This window comes from Nesterenkonia halophila (assembly GCF_009467795.1).
GTDB lineage: Bacteria > Actinomycetota > Actinomycetes > Actinomycetales > Micrococcaceae > Nesterenkonia > Nesterenkonia halobia.
The window spans coordinates 36,493-56,546 of sequence record NZ_WIAX01000017.1 but is presented as its reverse complement, the minus strand read 5'-3'; the positions used below and the strand labels follow the sequence as shown (position 1 = coordinate 56,546).

At 70.5% G+C, this 20,054-nt stretch carries 13 protein-coding genes; 7 read left to right on the top strand and 6 right to left on the bottom strand.

Annotation, left to right across the window (positions count from 1 at the left end; translation table 11 throughout):
• Positions 1 to 21 precede the first annotated feature (21 nt).
• Positions 22 to 1,623: a molybdopterin-dependent oxidoreductase gene (locus tag GCL72_RS08720; protein WP_153144329.1), complete on the top strand. Its 1,602-nt coding sequence runs from the start codon at positions 22 to 24 to the stop codon at positions 1,621 to 1,623.
• Here the strand turns inward: GCL72_RS08720 and manA are convergent.
• Both manA and GCL72_RS08710 read right to left on the bottom strand, forming a co-directional pair.
• Entirely contained in the window at positions 1,607 to 2,863 is a 1,257-nt protein-coding gene (manA, locus tag GCL72_RS08715; RefSeq protein ID WP_153144328.1) for a mannose-6-phosphate isomerase, class I, read from the bottom strand. The genes GCL72_RS08720 and manA overlap by 17 nt on opposite strands.
• Positions 2,863 to 4,626: a class I mannose-6-phosphate isomerase gene (locus GCL72_RS08710; protein WP_153144327.1), complete on the bottom strand. Its 1,764-nt coding sequence runs from the start codon at positions 4,624 to 4,626 to the stop codon at positions 2,863 to 2,865. Before GCL72_RS08710 ends, manA begins: the two co-directional genes overlap by 1 nt.
• A 112-nt stretch (positions 4,627 to 4,738) precedes the next feature.
• On the opposite strand from GCL72_RS08710, the gene GCL72_RS08705 reads away from it, so the two are divergent.
• From GCL72_RS08705 to GCL72_RS08680, 6 genes are all read left to right on the top strand, one after another.
• On the top strand, positions 4,739 to 5,656 hold the full coding sequence (locus tag GCL72_RS08705; RefSeq protein ID WP_153144326.1) for an ROK family protein: 918 nt from the start codon (positions 4,739 to 4,741) through the stop codon (positions 5,654 to 5,656).
• 212 nt (positions 5,657 to 5,868) lie between these two features.
• Positions 5,869 to 7,167, top strand: a complete 1,299-nt coding sequence (locus GCL72_RS08700) for an ABC transporter substrate-binding protein (RefSeq protein WP_153144325.1) — start codon at positions 5,869 to 5,871, stop codon at positions 7,165 to 7,167.
• Positions 7,167 to 8,120, top strand: coding sequence for a carbohydrate ABC transporter permease (locus tag GCL72_RS08695; protein WP_153144324.1), 954 nt, complete (start codon positions 7,167 to 7,169; stop codon positions 8,118 to 8,120). Before GCL72_RS08700 ends, GCL72_RS08695 begins: the two co-directional genes overlap by 1 nt.
• 15 nt (positions 8,121 to 8,135) lie before the next feature.
• The gene (locus GCL72_RS08690; RefSeq protein ID WP_153144323.1) at positions 8,136 to 8,942 is read left to right on the top strand and encodes a carbohydrate ABC transporter permease; all 807 of its coding nucleotides are present in this window, start codon (positions 8,136 to 8,138) and stop codon (positions 8,940 to 8,942) included.
• Between the two features lie 41 nt (positions 8,943 to 8,983).
• A complete protein-coding gene (locus GCL72_RS08685; protein WP_153144322.1) occupies positions 8,984 to 12,124 on the top strand; it encodes a glycoside hydrolase family 38 N-terminal domain-containing protein in 3,141 nt (1,046 codons plus the stop codon).
• A gap of 152 nt (positions 12,125 to 12,276) precedes the next feature.
• A complete protein-coding gene (locus GCL72_RS08680; RefSeq protein WP_170289604.1) occupies positions 12,277 to 13,293 on the top strand; it encodes a glycoside hydrolase family 76 protein in 1,017 nt (338 codons plus the stop codon).
• Between the two features lie 40 nt (positions 13,294 to 13,333).
• Here GCL72_RS08680 and GCL72_RS08675 read toward each other — a convergent pair whose 3' ends face one another.
• The 4 genes from GCL72_RS08675 to GCL72_RS08660 all read right to left on the bottom strand — a co-directional run bounded on the left by GCL72_RS08675 (position 13,334) and on the right by GCL72_RS08660 (position 19,873).
• Positions 13,334 to 14,377, bottom strand: a complete 1,044-nt coding sequence (locus GCL72_RS08675) for a LacI family DNA-binding transcriptional regulator (RefSeq protein WP_153144320.1) — start codon at positions 14,375 to 14,377, stop codon at positions 13,334 to 13,336.
• Positions 14,378 to 14,443: 66 nt separating this feature from the next.
• Positions 14,444 to 16,093 (bottom strand): FAD-dependent oxidoreductase, encoded by a 1,650-nt coding sequence (locus GCL72_RS08670; protein WP_153144319.1) that lies wholly within the window; start codon positions 16,091 to 16,093, stop codon positions 14,444 to 14,446.
• Positions 16,090 to 18,384 (bottom strand): molybdopterin oxidoreductase family protein, encoded by a 2,295-nt coding sequence (locus GCL72_RS08665; protein ID WP_153144318.1) that lies wholly within the window; start codon positions 18,382 to 18,384, stop codon positions 16,090 to 16,092. Before GCL72_RS08665 ends, GCL72_RS08670 begins: the two co-directional genes overlap by 4 nt.
• Positions 18,385 to 18,391: 7 nt before the next feature.
• Positions 18,392 to 19,873: an MFS transporter gene (locus tag GCL72_RS08660; RefSeq protein ID WP_153144317.1), complete on the bottom strand. Its 1,482-nt coding sequence runs from the start codon at positions 19,871 to 19,873 to the stop codon at positions 18,392 to 18,394.
• Between the last annotated feature and the right edge of the window lie 181 nt (positions 19,874 to 20,054).

The following is a 20,054-nucleotide window of genomic DNA, read 5'->3' as shown; positions in this document are numbered from 1 at the left end:
CGGATCGAGGAGGACGACGCCGTGGCGGAGCCCGGCCTGACCCGTCCCGCGGCCGCGCTGATCGGCTGCGCCGCCGCGCTGACCGCCCTCGGCACGGCGGAGCTGCTGGCCGGCCTGCTGATCCCGGACGGATCGCCGCTGCTGGCTCTGGGAGCCGTGGTCATCGACGCAAGCCCCGCCTGGTTGAAGGACGCGGCGATCACCCTCTTTGGCACCGCCGACAAGATCGCACTCTTCGTGGTCATGGGTGTCGTCGCCACGGCGCTCGCCGCCGCGCTCGGGCTGCTCGCCCGCACCCGTCGCGTGATCGCCCGGCTCCTCGTGCTCGGCGTCGGCCTGGGACTCGCCGCCGCCGTCGTCTCCCGGCCGGAGGTCGGGCTCGTCGGGATCGGCTGGCTTCCGGCGGTGCTGCCGACCGTCGGCGGGATCGTCCTCGGACTGCTCGTGCTGGAGGGCCTGGTGCGCCGCGGAGCCCGCGTTGCGGGGGCGCAGCCGGGTTCGCCGCCGTCATCGCCGTCGCCGCCCTCCCCGGCCGTGTCCTCGGCATCGGCTCCGCGCCGCCGCAGCGTGATCGGGCTGGCCGCGACCGCCGGAGTGCTCGGCGCGGCCGGGATCGTCGCCGGCCGACTCGGCGCCTCGGTCCTGCATGCCGGACGGCGGCTGCGCGAGACGATCACGCTGCCGCGGCCGGCGCGCCGCGCTCCGCGCCCGTCCGGAGTGGGCGCCGGCGTCGCGGGCATGCCGGGCTGGGCCACGCCGAACGAGACCTTCTACCGCATCGACACCGCACTCGCCCCGCCCGACGTCGACCCGCGGAGCTGGCGGCTGCGCATCCACGGACTCGTCGAGCGCGAGGTCACCCTCGACTTCGACGAGCTGCTCGAGCGCGACCTGGTCGAGGCCTGGGTGACGCTGGCCTGCGTCTCCAACGAGATCGGCGGCGATCTGGTGGGCAACGCGAAGTGGCTGGGGCTTCCGGTGCGGATGCTGCTGGCCGAGGCCGGGCCGCGGAACGAAGCGGACATGGTGCTCTCCCGCTCGACGGACGGCTTCACCGCCTCCACCCCGCTGGCCGCGCTGACCGATGAGCGCGACGCGCTGCTGGCCGTCGGGATGAACGACGAGCCGCTGCCGACGGAGCACGGCTTCCCGGCCCGGCTGGTGGTGCCGGGGCTCTACGGGTACGTCTCGGCCACCAAATGGGTCGTCGAGCTGGAGGTCACCCGCTTCGCCGACGCCACGGCCTATTGGACCGATCGGGGCTGGTCGGCGCGCGGTCCGATCAAGACCGCCTCACGGATCGACGTCCCGCGCGACGACGCTCGGGTCTCGCCAGGGCAGGTCACCGTCGGTGGCACCGCCTGGGCCCAGCATCGCGGCATCGCCGCCGTGGAGGTCCAGCTCGACGACGGCGAGTGGCGGACCGCCGAGCTCGCCGCCGCCGGCGGGATCGACACCTGGCGGCAGTTCTCCCTGGTGCTCGACGACGTCGCCGCCGGCCAGCACCGGCTGCGGGTCCGGGCCACCGACGGCGACGGCGTCACCCAGACCGAGGAGGTCAGCGGAACGGTCCCGGACGGCGCCACCGGGTGGCACGAGGTGGGGTTCACCGCCGGGGGCTGAACACAGTGTCGGCGCGACCGGTGTCAGCGCCCGGCATCGCCACCGCGATCCGCCCCTGGCCGGCGGCGTGGACGACCTTCTCGTCGGGAGTCAGATAGACGGCCTGGCCCGGTGCGAGGGACGTGGTCTCGTGCTGCCCGCTCAGCCGTGGTGCGCCGGACAAGCCGAGGGCGATCGCGGGGCCGGTCAACTCGACGCCGGCCCCCTGGCCCGTCGACGGAGCCAGCACGGCGAGCTGGAAGTCCGTCTCGCGCGGGCGGTAGACCGCGACTCCATGTGCAGGAACATCCGGATCGTGGACGGGCTGAGGCGACTCGTGGAATCGCGCGATGTGTCGGAGCGCCGGGACATCGACATGCTTGCTCGTCAGGCCGCCGCGCACCACGTTGTCCGAGGCCGCCATCACCTCGACGGCGAGGCCGTGGAGATACGCATGGACGTCCCCGGGCGCGACATAGACGGCCTGGTCCTGTTCCAGGGTGATCCGGTTCAGCAGCAGGACGACGAGCAGCCCCGGGTCGCCGGGTCGCCTTCGGGCGATCTCGGCGAGAGTGTTGATCTCCGGCCCCCAGTCGCCCGACCCTCCTGGCGTCGTGACGGCGTCGGTCACCGCGTCGAGGAGTGGAGGCGCCGCCCGCTCGTCGAAGAACCGATCCATGAGGCGTCGCAGCACGGGTTCCGGGGGGCCGGCCAGCTGAGCCTCCAGCTCGACGAGCTCGCGCCGGGCTTCGGGGCGACGGGTCGACCGGCGGATGAGCTCCTGCAGCAGCAGGCGGGTCCGGTCCAGAGGGCGGAATCCGGCGAGCGCGTCGAACGGCGCGTCGACGGCGAGCGCGATCTCGGGTTTATGCCGGGAGTCCTTGTAGGTGCGCTCAGGTCGGTCGAGGGGGATGCCCCGGGCGTTCTCAGCCTCGTAACCCTCGCGAGCCTGTTCCTCGTCCGGATGGACCTGGATCGACAGGGGTTCCTCGGCCGCCAGCAGCTTCATGAGGAAGGGCAGTTCGTCCGAGCTCCGTTCCACTCCGAGGGTGCGATCCGGATCGGCCGCGATCCAGGTGTCGAGGCGTTCGTGGCCGCCGGTCGACGAGGGATCGAGGATGCGACTCGGGCTTTGGGGATGCGCCCCGAGCCAGACCTCGGCCTCAGGGTGTCCGCTGGGTTCGCGTCCGAGGAACTCGGCGAGGCGGGTGCGGGACCCCCAAACGTAGGGTCGGGGAGCGTTCGTGATTCCGACGAACATCAGCAGCCCGTCCTCGCGGTGCCGCGGACGGAGGCCTTCACCGTGGCATGCTCGCCCTCGCCGAGAGGGCGGATCCGGTAAGCGCCGACGTCGGCCGGAACGATGAAGGTCTCCGCATAGTGCACGATGAAGGGGGCGAAAGCCCGGCCGGGGCTCTCGACGACCGCCTCGGTGCCCTGGACGAGGTTCAGCACGTTGACGGTGCCGCAGGTGTCATGGTCTACCGTCTCGGTGAACCAATGGCGCCGGACTTCGATGAACTCGAGCTCGTGCAGTCCGGTGCGCTCCTCGCGCCAGCCGGGCCCTTCGGCCAATGGCTCGACCGGATTGACCAGCTGGCTCCGCGTCCACTCCGTGGTCCGGTCCCACTGGACGTTGGCCAGCGCATGATCGAGATGGATCGGCCGGGGGGCGCCGTCCAGTCCCACGCGGCCCCAGTCCCACATCTTGAAGGTGAAGATGTACGGCGTCGCGGAGATCTCCAGCACCATGGAACCGGCTCCTGAGGCGTGCACCGTCCCCGCGGGGATCGCGAAGTGGTCGTGGGCCCGGGCGGCGAAGGCATTGACGAATCGCTCCGCAGGGAACGTCGTCTCTCCCGTCTCGGCGAGGCGCAGCTCCTCCTCCACCTCCTGCGGGTCGATGCCGTCCCTGAGCCCCAGATAGACCGTCGCATCATCCGTCGCGTCGAGCAGGTAGTAGCTCTCGTCCTGGGTGTAGCTCATGCCGAAGCGCTGCTTGATGTACTCCGTCAACGGATGAACCTGCAGCGACAGATTCCCGCCCTCGACGGTGTCGAGGAAATCGAATCGGATCGGGAACTCCGCGCCGAAACGGGCGAAGGTGCGCTGGCCGAGAAGCTCGCGCGGGCGGCTGATCACCGCGTTCAGAGCCGGGACCTCGAGCACTTCATCTCCGACGCCGAGTAGCAGGCTGTTCTCCTCCGGCACGCAGTCGAAGCACCATGCGTAGTTCGGGGCCTCGCGGTCCAGTCCGCAGACCTCCTTCATCCACTGTCCGCCCCAGACGCCGGGGTCGAAGAAGGGGACGACGCGGAACGGCCGCGAGACCACCGCGTCGAGCCCTGCGCGGAAGGCGTCCCCCGTGACCGCCTTGACCTCGTCGACTGAGCCGTTCGTGTCGAGGAGGAAGTCCAGTCGGTCGAAGAGCGTGAGCTTGTGCCGGTCGGCCGTGCGCCACTCGACAAAGTATCCGCGTTTGAACTTCCGCAGCGCATCCTCCTCGCCGTTGTCGGCGCGCCAGTTCCCGGCCCCTCGGCGGAACCGCTGTTGGATCTCCCACCGTGCGAGGTCGGCCAGGACCAGCGTCGCCGGTCCGACCGGGACCAGAGCTGCCCCCCAGCCGATGAGCACGTGCTGGCGGGGGGCGGCGGAGACCTGGGCGGCCAGTGCTCGGAGCCGCGCGGGATCGTAGAAATCCTCGAGCCGATGATGGGACATGACCCCGAAGACGCGGTCCTCGGTGAGGTCGCCGTCGACGAGGGCGGAGATCTCCTTCGGAGGAAGCGCGGCGTCCTCTTCGACGTCGATGACGACAGCCTCGGGAAGCGCCGTGCGAGCGGCGTCGAGGAGGGCAGGCATGTCGCTGCCGGGGTAGGAGTCGATGACGATCGTGCCGCCGTCGGCGTGCTCTGCGAGCGCCGACCAGGCCGCGGGGCCGCTCCAAGCGGCATGGTCCCCCGGGACATCGATCACGGGCTGCTTGTCGTAGTTCCGTGCGGCGGCGCTGGCTGGGATCCGCATGTCGCTCCTGATCGTGTTCTTGGTATCGTTACCACGAGGATGCCACAGCCGTCGCGGCCCAGTCCACCATGTCGATGGTCCGCCCGGCGCATGACTACGGAAGGATGGAATCATGCCCTTCGAACCGCGCGCATCGGGCCCTGTCGCCGCCGTCGACATCGGGGGGACTCATGTGTCGAGCGCCCTCGTCGATTCCGTCGGGATCCGCGGTGAGCGGCGCGAGTCGATCGACGCCGACGCCGACGCCGGGGACCTGCTGGACCGTATTGCCCGGTGCGGTCGCGAGCACATCCGGCGTGCCGGGCGCGTGGCGCTGGCCGTTCCGGGGCCGTTCGACTACCTCCGCGGCGTGGGCGACTTCCGAGGTGTCGCGAAGTTTGCTCGGCTGCGCGGAGTGGATGTGCGGGCTGGGCTCGCCGCGCGATGGGGGTGGGACCCGGCGAAGTTGCGATTCATCAACGATGCCGAAGCCTTCGGTCTCGGGGAATGGCGGTCAGGCGCGGGGGCGCGCGCCGGACGCTGTGTCGCGGTGACGCTCGGGACCGGGATTGGCAGCGCCTTCGTCGACAGGGGGCGCTGCGTCACCGAAGGAGCGGAAGTTCCTGATGGCGGAGAACTGCATCGCACCGACGTCGACGGCGCGCCCCTCGAGGAGCTGGTCTCGCGGCGGGCGCTGCGGCGCGCGTACCGCGAGCGCACGGGGCGGTCCGCCGACGTCGCCGAGATCGCCGACCGCGCGCGTGTCGGCGAGCCGGAGGCCGCCGAGTCTCTCGTCGGCGGCATGCAGGTGCTCGGTCGGGCTCTCGCGCCCTGGCTGTCGATGTTCGAGGCGGATCGTCTCGTCGTGGGCGGGGCCATGGCGGCCTCCGAAGACCTGCTGTTTCCCCCTCTGCGCCGCCAGCTCGCGGCCTCCATGGGGGCGACGGAGCAGGTGCCGGACGTGGTGCGCGGAGCCCTGCCCGCCGAGCAGGCAAGCATGATCGGAGCGGTCTTGGGGACGTCCTCGGAGGTTGGTTCGACGAATGAGTAGGTATCGATACCAAAACGTGGATGTCGGAGCTGGATTCTCCTGCCAGCGATCGAGGCGATCAATCGCGGTGATCTCGATGATCAGGCGGATGTGTCGCACAATTTTTCGTGAGCTATTGCACATTAGCTGATGGTAACGTTACCTTCGTGACACCGAATCGACGCGGAAGTCGTTCCCCGCCCCGTCGAGGGCCACGAGAGTTAGGAGCTCCGATGTCAGCCACGGCTCGGATCACCACGCCGGTCAGCAGGCGCACCCTGCTGGGCACCGCGGGAACGGCCGGTGCCGCGGTGTTGCTTGCCGGATGCGCCCGCGGCACGCTCACCAGGGCGGCTCCCGGACCCGACGTGACGCTGAGCAACGACAACCCGACGTGGGCGCCCGGGCTCACCGATGCTGGAGACTTGCTCCGCGAGCACACGGGTCACGGCATCTCCGTGCGTGCCACGCCGGACGTCAGCAGCTATCAGCAGATCGTGCGCACCTCGGCTCGCACCGACTCCACGACCGACCTGGTGAAGTGGTGGAACGGGTACCGGCTGCGCGACGTGGCCCGCAGCGGCATCTTCGCCGACCTATCGACCATCTGGGACGAGGCCGAGGCTCAGCAGTGGGTCGATCCCACGATGCGGGAGACCTTCAGCGCGGAGGGGACGCCCTACGCCATTCCGCTGCATCAGTCCTACTATGCGATGTTCTACTCTCGGCCGGTCTTCGAGAAGCTGGGGCTGGAGCCTCCTGCGACCTGGGATGACTTCCTTGCCGTCGCCGAGGAGCTCAAGGCCGACGGCGTCACCCCGATCGCGAGCGGCGGGACCAGCACCTGGGAGGCGATCATCTGGTTCCAGCAGCTTGTCAACGGCATCGATCCCGACTTCTACACCGATCTCACCGAAGGACGGGCCTCCTACCTGGACGACGTCGCCGTCGAAGCGATGGAGGTCTGGGGCCGACTGTACGAGCGCGGCTTCTTCTCCCCACCGGACTTCTCCGTCCCCGAAGCGCCGGGACGTTTCGACGAGGGAACGGTCGGGATGAACCTGTACGGCACATGGAACGCCAACACGTATGTCCAGGCCGGCTTGGGCGACATCTTCGGGCTGTACATGGTCCCGCCTGTGGAACCGTCGGCGCCGCCGACGATCGTCACCGAGAGCGGAGCGATCGCCGTGGCGGACAATGCCCACAAACGTGACGAGGCCCTGGAGGTCCTGGCCTCCTGGCTCCGCACCGACGTCCAGCAGATCTGGGTCGACTTCCTCAACGATCTCTCGGCGAACCCGGACGCCCTTCCGTCCGTCCCCGCCGTCCAGGACCTGGCCGCCGCCGTCGCCGAGACCGAGCCGCGCCTCGCCACCCGCTACTGGGAGGCCTCCCCTCCGGTGATGGTCGAGGGCAACGTCAAGGAGCTGGGCGCCTTCATGGCCTCGCCGTCGACGCGGACCGCGAGGGCAACGTTGCGGCGAATGCAGAAGCGCGCCGAGGACGAGTGGAAGAAGTGGAACCTGTGATGACGACCTCGACAGTCACCCCGCGCACCGACGCCTCTTCCCGGAATGCCGCACCTCGCGGCGCCGACGCCGGACGTCGCACCGGCAAGCGACGGAGAGCGGCCACGCGCGGCTGGCTCGCCCTGTTCCTCGCTCCGGCCGTCGCCCTGGTGAGCCTCGTGCTCTTCCTCCCGTTCATCGCCACGGTGTACCGCAGCTTCTTCAGCGACAACGGCCTCAGCCGTACCTGGGTCGGCCTGCAGAACTACATGACGCTGATGGACGACCCGAACTTCGACCGCTCGCTGCTGAACACCGCGATCTGGACCGTCGGGACGCTGCTGCTGCCGGTGCTGCTCGGTCTCCTCATCGCGGTCGGGACCAACAACGTCGGTTGGGGGCGTGTCGCCCGGTTCGCCGTCATCCTGCCCTACGCGCTCTCCGGAGCGACGACGGCGATCCTGTGGAACTTCATGCTCGCCACCGACGGCGCGATCAACGACATGTTCGGAACGTTCGGGCTCGACACGCTGCAGCAGGAATGGCTGCTCGAGTGGCCGATGAACACCATCGTGATGATCATCGCGACCACCTGGCAGGCGACCGGCGCGGCGATGATCCTCTTCCTCGTGGGACTCCAGTCGATCCCCTCCGAGACCATCGAGGCCGGCCGGCTGGACGGCGCCACCGGGCTGCGCATGCTCGTCAGCGTCATCCTCCCGCAGCTGCGACCGATCACCGTCGTGGTGGTCGGAATGTCCCTGGTGGCCAGTCTGAAGACTTTCGACATCGTGTGGCTGCTGACCAAGGGAGGCCCCGGGACGGAGTCCGAGACTCTGGCCCTGACGATGTACCGCGAGACTTTCACGCTCAGTCGCTACGGCTACGGCGCGGCAGTTGCCGTCATCCTCACGATCATCGTGCTCACCGCCTCCTGGATCTACCTGCGCCGCCAGCTGCGGACGACCACCTGAGGAAAGGACCCCGGAATGCTCCGACGTCTGCATGGCTCACTGCTGATCGCTGTCGCGGCGATCTGGCTGGTCCCCTCCTACCTGGTGGTGGTGAACTCCTTCACCGCACCGGACGACTATTCCGGCCCGAGCTGGTGGTTCGAGTCCTTCGAGTTCCTCAGCAACCTGCAGGTGGCCTTCGAGACGGCCGCCATCGGTCAGGCCATGTGGAACAGCTTCCTCTATTCCGCCGGAGCCGGCGCGCTTGCCGTGTTGATCGCCGCGATGGCGTCCTTCGCGGTGGTGATCATGCCGGTGAAGCATCCGGCCCTGTGGTTCTGGGCGATCTACGCCGGGACCCTGTTGCCGCTTCAGGTGTTCCTCTCGCCCTTGTTCAACGGCTACGCCGCGTCATCGCTGTACGACACCCAGTACGGGATGCTGCTGATCTACACGACCATCGCCATCCCCTTCGCCTTCTTCGTGATCCGCAACTATATGACCACGGCGCCGAAGGAGATGATGGAGGCCGCCCAGCTGGACGGAGCCGGCTGGATCATGATGTTCCTTCGGATCCATCTGCCGCTGGCCCGCGGCGCCCTGATCGCCGCGTTCCTCTTCCAGTTCCTGGCCACCTGGAACGACCTGCTCTTCGGGATCACGCTTTCCACCAGTCCCAACGTGCGGCCGCTGATGGCCGCGCTCGGGGAGCTGAACGGCCAGTACGCCGGCCTCGGTCCGCCGGTCATCCTGGCGGCCGGAATCGTCGCCTCGCTGCCGACGGTGATCCTCTTCCTGTCCTTCCAGCGGTTCTTCGTCGGCGCCCTGCGCCTGGCGCCCTGATCCGTCCTCCCGCCCCACCCCCACGACGATTGGTCCATTCGATGACAACTGCACTGATCGCAGATCAGCCCTGGTCCCTCGACCGTGCCCGCGCCGGACTCGTCGACCGTGCTGCGGCGGCCGTCGCCGACGTCGGCGGCCGCCGACTCCGCGTCGTCCCCGAGCCCCTGCTGCGTCGGGTCGATGACGGCATGCACCAGTCGGTCCGGTTGATGGGCGACGACGCCGGCGACATCGGTCGGGTCCACCTGGACGAGCAGCGCTCCGGGGGAGGATCCTCGGCCCCCGTGCGGACCATGACCGGACCGTCGGGCAGCATCCGCGTGCTCGTGCCCGCCGTCGAGGAGGCGACGCAGCTCACTCTGGAGTTCCCCGACCTCGGTCCGGACGCGAGCGTCACCTTCGTCCAGGAACCTGTGCGCGAATGGTCCATCCATCTCGTCCAGCATTCGCACTACGACATCGGGTACACGGACGCCCAGGGCATCGTGCGGCGGGAGCAGCTGAACTTCTTCGACTCCTGCGTGGAGTTCGCCCGGGCGTCCCGCGACCTTCCCGAAGAGGCTCGGTTCCGGTGGACTGTGGAGGCGCTCGAGCCGCTCGCCGCGTGGATCGAATCACGACCGAGGGCGCACGTCGAAGCGTTCATGGATCTGGTGCGTTCCGGTCAGATCGAGCTGACCGCCATGCCCTACAACCTGCATATGGACACCTGCTCCACCGACGAGCTGCACGAGCTGCTCCGCATCCGACGTGATCTGCGACGTGAGCACGACGTCGAGATCCGTGCGGCGATGCAGACCGATGTTCCCGGTCAGCCGGCGGGGCTTCCGGCGGCCTTGGCTCAGCAGGGCGTCTCCTACCTGTCGGTGGCGCACAACTGGGCCGGGCGTTCGGTGCCCCACCTGGTCGGCGGACAGCATCTGCCGCGACTGTTCCGGTGGCGCGCCCCGTCGGGGGAGAGCGTGCTGGTGTGGATGACGGACTCTCCGCACGGGCTGGCCTATATGGAAGGAGCGAACCTCGGATTCTCCAGCGACTACGAGACCGTCGAGGAGTATCTGCCGACGTATCTGACGTCGCTGTCCACTCACGGGTATCCCTACGGTCCAGGAGCGTTCGGCTGGCACGGACCGGCCGTGGAGGACCGTGAGCCGTATCCGCATGACATTCTGCACCTGCGCGTGCTGGGGAGGCACAGCGACAATGCTCCGCCGACCCTCCTGCAGTCCCGCATCGTCCAGCAGTGGAACGAGACCTGGGATTACCCGCAGCTCCGGATGTCGACCCACACCGACTTCTTCCGCGCCGCCGAGGAGCGTGTGGGGGAGGAGATACCGACAATCACCGGGGACTGGGGCGATTGGTGGGTCGAGGGCATCGGCAGCGGAGCGCGCCCGCAGGCCATGGTCCGACGTGCACAGTCGCTGCTGACCGATGCGCAGTTGGTCAGCGCAGTGGGCGAAGGGCTCGGCGGCGAGCCGATCCCCCGGGAGCCTGGACGGGCCCGGCGGCTGCACGAGGAGATCTCCCTGTTCAACGAGCACACCTGGGGCGCCTCTGACCCCTGGACCACTGCCGACGTCGGCCGCGACGCCGGCGAGGAGCAGTGGCACTGGAAGTTCGCCCGGGCGCTGGAAGCCCGCGACGATGCCGAGCTTCTGCTGGACACGGCCGTCGCCCATGCCGGCGTCGGGCTCCCCGAGGAGCTTGGTGCTGTGGCGACGTTCTCCGCGATCAACCCCACCGGTCTGGAACAGTCTGGGACCGCCTCTCTGTTCATCAGTGAGGCCCGTTCCCCGCTGGACGCGCCGCTGAGGGTGCGGGATGCACGCAGCGGCGAGATACTCCCCAGCGAAGCGGTGCCGCAGATCAACCCGGAGAACCGCGCTGCCGGGCATTTCGTGCGGGTGAGGGTGCCGGACGTGCCCGCGACTGGGGCCGTCCGACTGACCGTCGAGTCCGCGGGCCTCGCATCTTCCGCGGCGGCTTCCGACGTCTCCGTCTCGCCGCAGGCGTCCCGGTCGACCCGGGGAGTCGTGCTGGAGAACGAGCACCTGCGCGTCGAGGTCGACCTCGACCGTAGCTGCCTCGCCTCGATCGCCGACCACGCCTCGGGGCGGGAGCTCGTCGACCAGGAGGCGGTGGTGGGGATGAACGCTTACCTCTACGACACGTACACCTCCGCCCCCGGGTATAACCACCAGGCGAACAAGACCTCCTCCTCCGAGGAGCTCGAGCTGCTCGGCAGCCGCAGCCTCGCGAAGCCCGCCGTGCTGCAGGAATTCGTCAGCACTGCCGTCGAACAACGTGCGATCTACGAGTTCCCGGCCGACGGTGCGGACTGGGTGCGGGTGACAGTGCGTCTGCCGCATGACGCCGCCCACGTGGAGCTCGAGAACCGGCTGGCCAAGCCCGCCACGATGACGAAGGAGAGCGCCTACTTCGCCTTCCCCTTCGCCGTCGACGGCCCGCGGACGCGTTATGAGATCACCGGCGGCGTCACCGGCCCGGATCTGCCCGAGGTGCCTGGGGCCCCTCAGCACATGAAGGCGATCCGGGACTGGGCGACGTTCGAGGACGAGACGACGGCGATCGCCTGGGCCACGGCCGACGCCCCGTTGATCCACCCGGAGGTGGTCGCCCTGCCGTACGCGCCGTTTCCGGAGAGCATGGCACCCCGGCGGCCCGGAACCGTCTACTCATGGGTCCACAACAACCTCTGGGACACCAACTTCCCCGTGGAACAGGCCTTCGAGACGACCTTCCGCTATGCGATCGGCGTGCGCCGGGCGGGTGAGGACGTCTCCGTCCCCGCGCTGGCGCACCGGACGGCCGCGCAGCTGACCCATCCGTTGGTGGGCGTCCTCGCCACCGGCGGAGAGGGCGTCGCGACGGACGTTCCGGACCAGTGGTCGCTGCTGGAGCTGGACGACGACCGAGTGCGACTCGTCGGGGTGACTCCGGCCGACTCTCCTGGGGAACTGCTGGTGCGGCTCCAGTCCTACGCGGAGGAGCCCGTCGTCTTGCGTCTCCGGACCGCCGACCCGGTCGTCGGCGCGGCCCGGGCGACTTACCTGGGCGATCCCTTGGGCGAGCTGTCCGCGCACGAGGACGGGATCGTCGTGCACCTTGCACCGCTGGAGATGACCTCGGTGCTTCTGACGAGGAGGAACTCATGAGCACATTCCGTCGACCGTCTCGCCGTTCACTGATCCTCGGGGGCGGAGCCGCGGGGCTCGCGGCGACGCTGCCCTGGGCCGCGGCGACGCCCGCCTCCGCCACACCGGCACGTGGGCGTTGGCGTCATCGGGCCGAGGACACGTTCGCCGCCATGCAGCGCCACATGTATCTGCCCGAGGTGGGCCTCCACCTAGAGGAGCAGGGTGATGCCGGCGATCCCTACGCCTTCGTGTGGAGCGCCCGAGAGGCCACGGCGGCGACGGCCGACATCGGGGCGAGCCTCTCGGACGGTTTCGCCGCCCTGGAGAAGTACTGGGATGACCGCCGGGGCGCCTACGCCTCGTACCCCATGCCCCCGTTCGGCGAGGGCGGGGACGCCTACTTCGACGACAACGCGGTGATCGGCCTCGAGCAGGTCCGTCGCTTCCGGATGACCGGCGAGCCCGAGGCCCTCGCCGCCGCGGTGCGGATCTTCGAGTTCCTCCCGCGCGCCTGGGACACCGACGAGTCCCTGGAGCATCCCGGCGGGATGCACTGGGTCGACGCCGAGTGGAACCCGCACCGCGGCGCCACGAACGTCACGTCTCTGACGTCGGAGCTCGCCGCGCATCTGTATGAGCTGACCGGCGAGCAGCAGTACCTCGACTGGGCCCGCCGCACGTGGTCCTGGGTGTACCGGGCTCTGCGTCGAGGCCCAGGCCTGTACGCCAATTCCATCGACGTCGACGAGACGGTGAACGAGACGCTGTGGTCGTACAACTCCGGTGCGATGGTCGGGGCGGCGGTGCTGCTGCATCGGGTCACGGGCGAGGAATCGTATCTCGAGGTCGCCGCCGAGGATGTGCGAGGCGCCCTGGACCATTGGGGCCGGATGCAGAATCTCTATCCGCAGCCGGTCATCTTCAACGCGATCCTCTTCGCGAATCTGCTGCTGTGCAGTACCGCGAAGCCGGAGGTGCTCTCGGAGGTCCACGACGTCATGGAGCGTTATGCCCGGCGGGTCTGGGAGCGGAACCGTGATGACTCGACCGGACTGTTCTCCTTCCAGAGCGGCGGGGGCGGCGCGCCGGACCCCTCGGCGACGCCGCAGACGCTCCACCAGGCCGGCGCCGTCCAGGTGTTCTCACTGCTGACCTGGCACCCGAAGGACTTTCGGCACGTGACCTGATCGGGGTCGGGTGGTCGGCGCCGCCATGGGCGGCCTGGTCTCAGTCCGACGTCGTCGGCCCGCGGCGCCGGGTGCGGATGCTGGTGGGGAGTTCGATGGTCCGCGTCGGCCGATCCGTGCGCTTGCCCTGCAGTCGCATGAGGAGCAGCTCGGCCGCGGTGCGGCCGAGCTCGCGGGCATCGTGGGTGACGATCGAGATGTCGCCCGGCACGAGCTCCTCCAGATCGAAATCGTCGAAGCCGGCCAGGCGCACCTGGGCGAACAGATCGAGTCCCTGTTCGGCGCCACGGGCGTGGAGCGCCTTGACCACTCCCACCATGTTGCGGTTGTTCGCGCTGAAGATCGCCGTCGGCGGCTCGTCGAGATCGAGGAGCTCGCCCGCGGCGGTTTCCGCGTCCCGGACGTCCTGCTGCGCCCGTCGCACGAGCTCGGGCTGCACCGACACGCCGACGGCCCGGTGCGCCTGCTCGAACCCTTCGAACCGACGGCGTCCGGTGAACACGGAGAGCGCGTTCCCCATGAAGGCGATGCGACGGTGCCCCTCGGACAACAGCTGCGCGGTGACCTCCTCGGCTCCGCGTACGTCGTCGACCAGCACGGAGTCGACGTCCACGCCGTCCTGGCGTCGGGAGGCGAGCACCAGCGGCACCTCGAGGCGCTCCTCGGGCTCGAGGTGCTCCGTCGGACCGCCGGCAGGAACCACGATGAGCCCTTCGGCGCGTCGTCCCACGAAGTCGGCGACCAGCGTCGCCTCCTCTTCGACGTCCTCGTGGGAGGTGCCGACCAGCACCCGGCGATCCTCCTCCGCGAGGATCTCGCCGATCCCGTCGAGCACCTCCGCATAGTACGGGTTCGACAGGTTGGTGATCACCACGCCCACGAGCCCGCTGCGATGGCCGGGGCGCAGACTGCGGGCGTTCTCATTGCGGCGGTAGCCCAGGGCGCGCGCCGACTCCTCCACCTTCCGACGCATCGAGGCACTCACGTTTCCGCTGCCCGACAGCGCACGGGAGACGGTCATCGGGCTGACGCCGGCATGGCGTGCGACGTCGCGGATCCTGGGGTGCGGCCGCGGAGAAACCATGAGATCACCCTATGACACCGTCGCGCCCCCGGGCGGCGCGCGTCGTCCGGCGTCCGCGTCCCGCCCTCACGCCGCCGTCGGCGCTGCGGCCAGGACCTTCTCGATCGACGAGCGGCAGGTCCCGCAGCCGGTGCCCGCCCGGCAGGCCGCGCCGACCTCGTCCACTGTCGAGCAGGTCTCGGCGGCTTCGGAGACCATGCCGGCCGTCGCCCCGGAGCAGCGGCAGAGGACATCGTCGTCGCCCAAATCCTGCTCGGCGGTGGCGTGCTGGGCGGCGACCAGCGCGGTGCGGTCGGCCACCGGCAGAGTGCCGCGGGTCGCGTGCATCGCCAGCTCGGCGGCGGCGCGCGCCATGCCCACCGAGACGAAGCCCAGCAGCCGCTCGCCCTCGGTCACGATGCGCAGATACTGCCCGGCCTGCGGATCCGACCAGGTCGAGACCGTCGGCGCCTCCGGCGCCCAGGGGTCCACCTGGGTGGTGCCGGCGCAGGCGACCGACAGCGTCTTCGACTTCATCAGGATGACCTCCAGACGCGGGTCGTCGACCGCCCCCTTGGCCTCTTCGACGTCGTCCGGGCGGGTCAGGTCCACCGGACGCCCGGCGGCGTCGCGCTCGACGTCGGCGGCCATCCCCAGATCGCGGCGCAGCGCCCCGGCGGCGAGCTCGGCCTGCTCCCAGCCCGGGCCGATGAGACCCGACGGGTCGCGACCCTCGTGGGACGCGCAGTCGCCGATCGCGAAGACGTGCTCGTCGCCGAGGCTGCGGCAGTCGCGGTCGACGTGCACGCCCCACTTGGTGGGCAACCCGGCGTCGAAGGCCAGCTCGTGCCGCGGACGCACGCCGCAGCAGGCGACCAGCAGCCGGGCGGGCAGCTTCTCGTCGCGCGAGGTGCGCACGGCGGCCAGTCTCCCGTCGTCGGAGACGACAGTGTGGATGTCGGTGGAGGAGCGCACGTCGACGCCGGCGGCGACCAGCTCGCGGCGCAGCAGCTGGCCGGAGTCGGCGTCGACCTGCCGGCCCATCGGTGCGGTGCCGCGGTGGACCAGCGTCACCGGCGATCCCACTTCGGCGACGGCGAGCGCGGCCTCGACGCCGAGCACACCGCCGCCGAGAACCACCACCGGCTCGCCGGCGGCGACGGCGGCGCGGAGGGTGGTCGCATCCTCCATGGTGCGCAGCGCCATGACGCCGTCGGGGAAGCGGTCGCCCGGGTCGCCGCCGGCCTCGGCCGCGCGGCGGGCGCGCATGCTCAGCTCGGCGTCGATCGCGCCGTTGCGGCGCCTCTCCACCTGCATATGCGGCATGATCGCCTCCGCGCCGGTGGCCAGCACCAGCCGGTCGTAGTGCAGCGCCGAGCCGTCGCTGAGCGTGAGCACGCGGGTCGCGGCGTGGACCGCCGTCGCGGTGACCCCGCAGCGGACGTCGACGTCGAGGCCGACCAGCTCGGCGTCGTCGGCCAGCGCGAGGTCCTCCGGGGCGGTGCGGCCGACGGAGACGTCGCCGAGGCGGATGCGTTGGTAGGCCGGCTGCGGCTCGGCGCCGAGGATGGTCAGCCGCAGCGCGCCGTCGGCGACGGCGTCGTGCAGCTCGTCGAGCAGGCGGGCGGCCACCGGGCCGAAGCCGACGACGACCACATGCGGGACGGCCGCGCCGTCGATGCCGTCGGAGGCGGGCACCGGGCACTGCGGAGCGGGGGAGGAGGGCGGAGCGGTCATCGGGGCATCTCCTCAGTCGTCGCGACGGCCAGGGGATCGCGCGTCTCCGCGGGCCGGATGCTCACCGGGGTGTTCTTGAACTCCGGCATCTTCGACTGCGGATCGGTCAGTCCCCGGGTGATGCGATTGGCCGTGCCCGCGCCGGAGAAGTGGAAGGGGGCGAAGACGGTGTCAGTGCGCAGCCTGTAGTCGAGGACCACGAGCCCGGTCATCTCGCCCTGGTCGCTGGTGACGGTCGCCGGCTCGCCCTCGGCCAGCCCGAACTGCGCGGCGACGGCAGGGTGCAGCTGCAGCGTGGGCGCGGGATGCGCGGCGTGCAGCTCCTGGACCCGGCGGGTCTGCGCGCCGGACTGGTAATGCTCCATCAGCCGGCCGGTGGTGAAGACCAGCTGCCGGCCGGCCGGTGCGACGCCGCGGCCGGCGCGGATGTCGGTCAGCCTCGCCCGGCCGTCGGGATGGGCGAATCGCTCGCGGAACATCCGTGCGGTGCCGGCGATCGGCTCGTCGGTGGTGGTGCGTTCGCCGGCCTCCTCCGCACCGACCGACGCGGCGGTCCGTGCGGTCGACGACGCCGGCTCGGCCGGCAGCGGCCAGTAGGCGGCCTGGCCGTCGTCGAGGGCGGCGTAGTCCAGCCCCGAGTAGTCGGCCGTCGCCCCGCGCGTGGCCCGTCCGATCTCGGCGAAGACTGCGGCCGGCTCGGTGGGGACGTCCACCTGCGAGCCCAGTCGGCGGGCGAGCTCGGCGAGGATCTCCAGCTCCGAGCGTGGTCCGGCCGGCGGCTCGACGGCGCGCCGGCGGCGCAGCACCCGGCCCTCGAGGCTGGTCATGGTGCCCTCCTCCTCGGCCCACTGCAGCACCGGCAGCACGACGTCGGCCTCCGCGGCGGTCTCGGAGAGGAAGAAATCGGCGACCACCAGCAGATCCAGCTCGCGCAGGTTCTCCAGCACCCGGTCGGCGTCGGGTGCGGAGATCGCCACATTGGAGCCGTGGACCAGCAGTCCGCGCACGCCGTCTCCGGTGCCCATCGTGTGCAGCAGCTGGGCGGCCGACCGGCCGACGCCGGGGATCGCGGCCTCGTCGACGCCCCAGACCTCGGCCATATGGGCGCGGTCGGTCGGGTCGAGGATCGAGCGCGCCCCGGGCAGCTGGTCGTTCTTCTGGCCCATCTCGCGGCCGCCCTGGCCGTTGCCCTGGCCGGTCAGCGTGCCATAGCCGCCGGCGTCGGTGCCCGGCAGTCCCAGGAGCAGCGCCAGGCTGATCGCCGCCCGTGCGGTGTCGGTGCCGTCGCGGTGCTGCTCGACGCCGCGGCCGGTGAGGATGAACACCGGGTCGCCGCCGGCCCGGGCCCGGGCGGCGGCGTGGCCCAGCCGGCGGGCCAGCTGGCGGATCATGTCTGCCCCGACGCCGGTGACCGTCTGGGACTGCTCGGGCCACCAGCGCATCGCCGCGCGTCGGAAGGCGGCCAGCCCGTCGACCCGCTCAGCCAGGTAGTCCTCGGCGGCGAAGCCCTCGTCGAGGATCACCTGGGCGACGGCGAGCAGCAGCACCAGATCGCCGCCGGGGGAGGGAGCGATGTGGAAGCCGGCCTCGCCCTCGGTCAGCGCGGCGGTGTTCGAGCGCCGCGGGTCGACGACGATCAGCCCGCCCTTCTCCCGCGCGCCCTGAAGGTGCTGGACGAAGGGCGGCATGGTGTCGGCGACGTTCGAGCCGAGCAGCAGGATGGTCGCCGCGCCGTCGAGGTCGGTCAGCGGGAAGGGCATCCCGCGGTCCAGGCCGAAGGCCAGCGTGGAGGCCTTCGACGCCGAGGACATGCAGAACCGGCCGTTGTAGTCGATCTGCGCGGTGCCCAGCACGGTGCGGGCGAACGTGCCCAGCGCGTAGGCCTTCTCATTGGTGAGTGCGCCGGAGCCGAACACTCCGACGGCGTCGCGGCCGTGCGCGTCCTGCAGCGCGGCGACCCGCGAGGCGACGTGGGCCAGGGCGCTGTCCCAGTCGGTCTCGCGGAGCTCGCCGTCGGCGTCGCGCAGCAGCGGGGCGGTCAGCCGGTCACCGCGGGTGAGCAGATCCGCCGCCGTCGCCCCCTTGCGGCAGAGCCGTCCGCGATTGGTGGGGAACTCCGCGCCGGCGACGGCATAGTCGTCGCCGGCGTCGGGCCGCGAGGTGACCGTCAGCGTCATCGCGCACTGCAGCGCGCAGTACGGGCAGTGGGTCTGCACGCTGCGCGTCTGCGGCGCCTCGGAGCTGGGGCCGGGGTCCGGACCGGCCGGCGTCGTCGGGGTGGTCTCGGTCATCGGCGCCTCAGACGTTCGCCCGGGAGAAGACCGTGCCCGGCCGCATGTAGACCGCCCAGGTCAGCACGGCGAATCCGACGTAGGCGGCGGAAAAGCCCCAGAAGGCGACGTCGAAGGCGCCGGTGGAGCTGTGCGAGGCGTTGAGGATCTGCGGGATGGCGAAGCCGCCGCAGCCGCCCATCGCGCCGATCAGTCCCAGCGCGGCCGAGGCCTTGCGCTCATGGCCGACGCGGTCGTCCGCGCGGACCGAGAGCTTGAAGACGATCGGGATCATCCGGTAGCTGGAGCCGTTGGCGATGCCGGTCAGAGTGAACAGCCCCATGAACAGCGTCAGGTAGAGCCAGAAGTTCTCCAGCGGCAGGGTCAGCACCACCAGCGCGGTGATCGCGGCCATGATCAGGAAGGTCGCCACAGTGATCCGGGCGCCGCCGGAGCGGTCGGCCAGCCGGCCGCCCCAGGGGCGGGAGAGCGAGCCCACCAGCGGGCCCAGGAAGGCCAGCGAGAGCGCGGCGCCGAGCACCTGGAAGGAGGAGAACTCCGGGAAGGTCATGGTGATCAGCGTCGGGAAGACCGAGCCGAAGCCCATGAAGGATCCGAAGGTGCCGATGTAGATCAGCCCGATCACCCAGAGGTGCTTCTCCCGCAGCGTCGACAGCGAACCGGCGATGTCGTTCCTCGCGTGCGAGAGGTTGTGCATGTACCGCCTCGCGCCCCAGATCGCGACCAGGATGAACGGGATCCAGAACAGCCCGGCCATCGGCAGGTTCGGCTGCAGTGCGTCGAAGGCGGCGGCGCTGACGACGATCGGCACCAGCAGCTGCGAGACGGCGACGCCGAGGTTGCCGCCGGCGGCGTTGATCCCCAGCGCCGCGCCCTTCTCGCGGGCGGGGTAGAAGAAGGTGATGTGGGACATCGAGGAGGCGAAGTTGCCGCCGCCGAAGCCCGCCGCCGCGGCGATGAGGAAGAGCACCCAGATCGGGGTGTCCGGGCTGCCCAGGGTCAGCGTGATCGCCAGCGTCGGGATCAGGAGCAGCGCCGCGGAGATGATCGTCCAGTTCCGCCCGCCGAAGAGGGCGACGGTGAAGCTGTAGGGGATGCGCAGCGTCGCGCCGACGAGCGGCGGCAGCGAGACCAGCCAGAACTGCTGGCCGGTGGTCAGCGAGAAGCCGACCTCGGGCAGGAAGATGACCGTCACCGACCAGAGCTGCCAGACCGCGAAGCCGAGGAACTCGCAGAAGACCGACCAGATCAGGTTCTGCCGCGCCGTCGGGCGTCCCGGCCCCTCCCAGAAGTCCCGGTCCTCGGCCTGCCAGTTGGTGATCCAGCGGCCGCGCTCGACGACGAGCCGATCGGTCGGGCCGGCCGGGGCCTCAGTGCGCGCGCCGCCGCCGACTGTGCCGCCGTCGATCGTGCCGTCGTCGACGCTCGAGGGCGCGGGGCTCACCTGCTGCTCGGCCAGCGGTCCGGAGGGGTGGGGAGTGGGGCTCATCGTGCAGTCCTGCCTTCCGCCGTCGGGTGTCCTCCTCCTCGGGCCGGCCGGACGGGCCGGTCCCGGTGGAGGTGATGACGATGGCGCCCACCCTTCCAAGAGGGTGTTTCACCCGTGGCATCGGGCTGTTTCCGGCAGGAAAAACGAGACTCATCAGGGACGCGGCGGCGGGTGAGTCCTG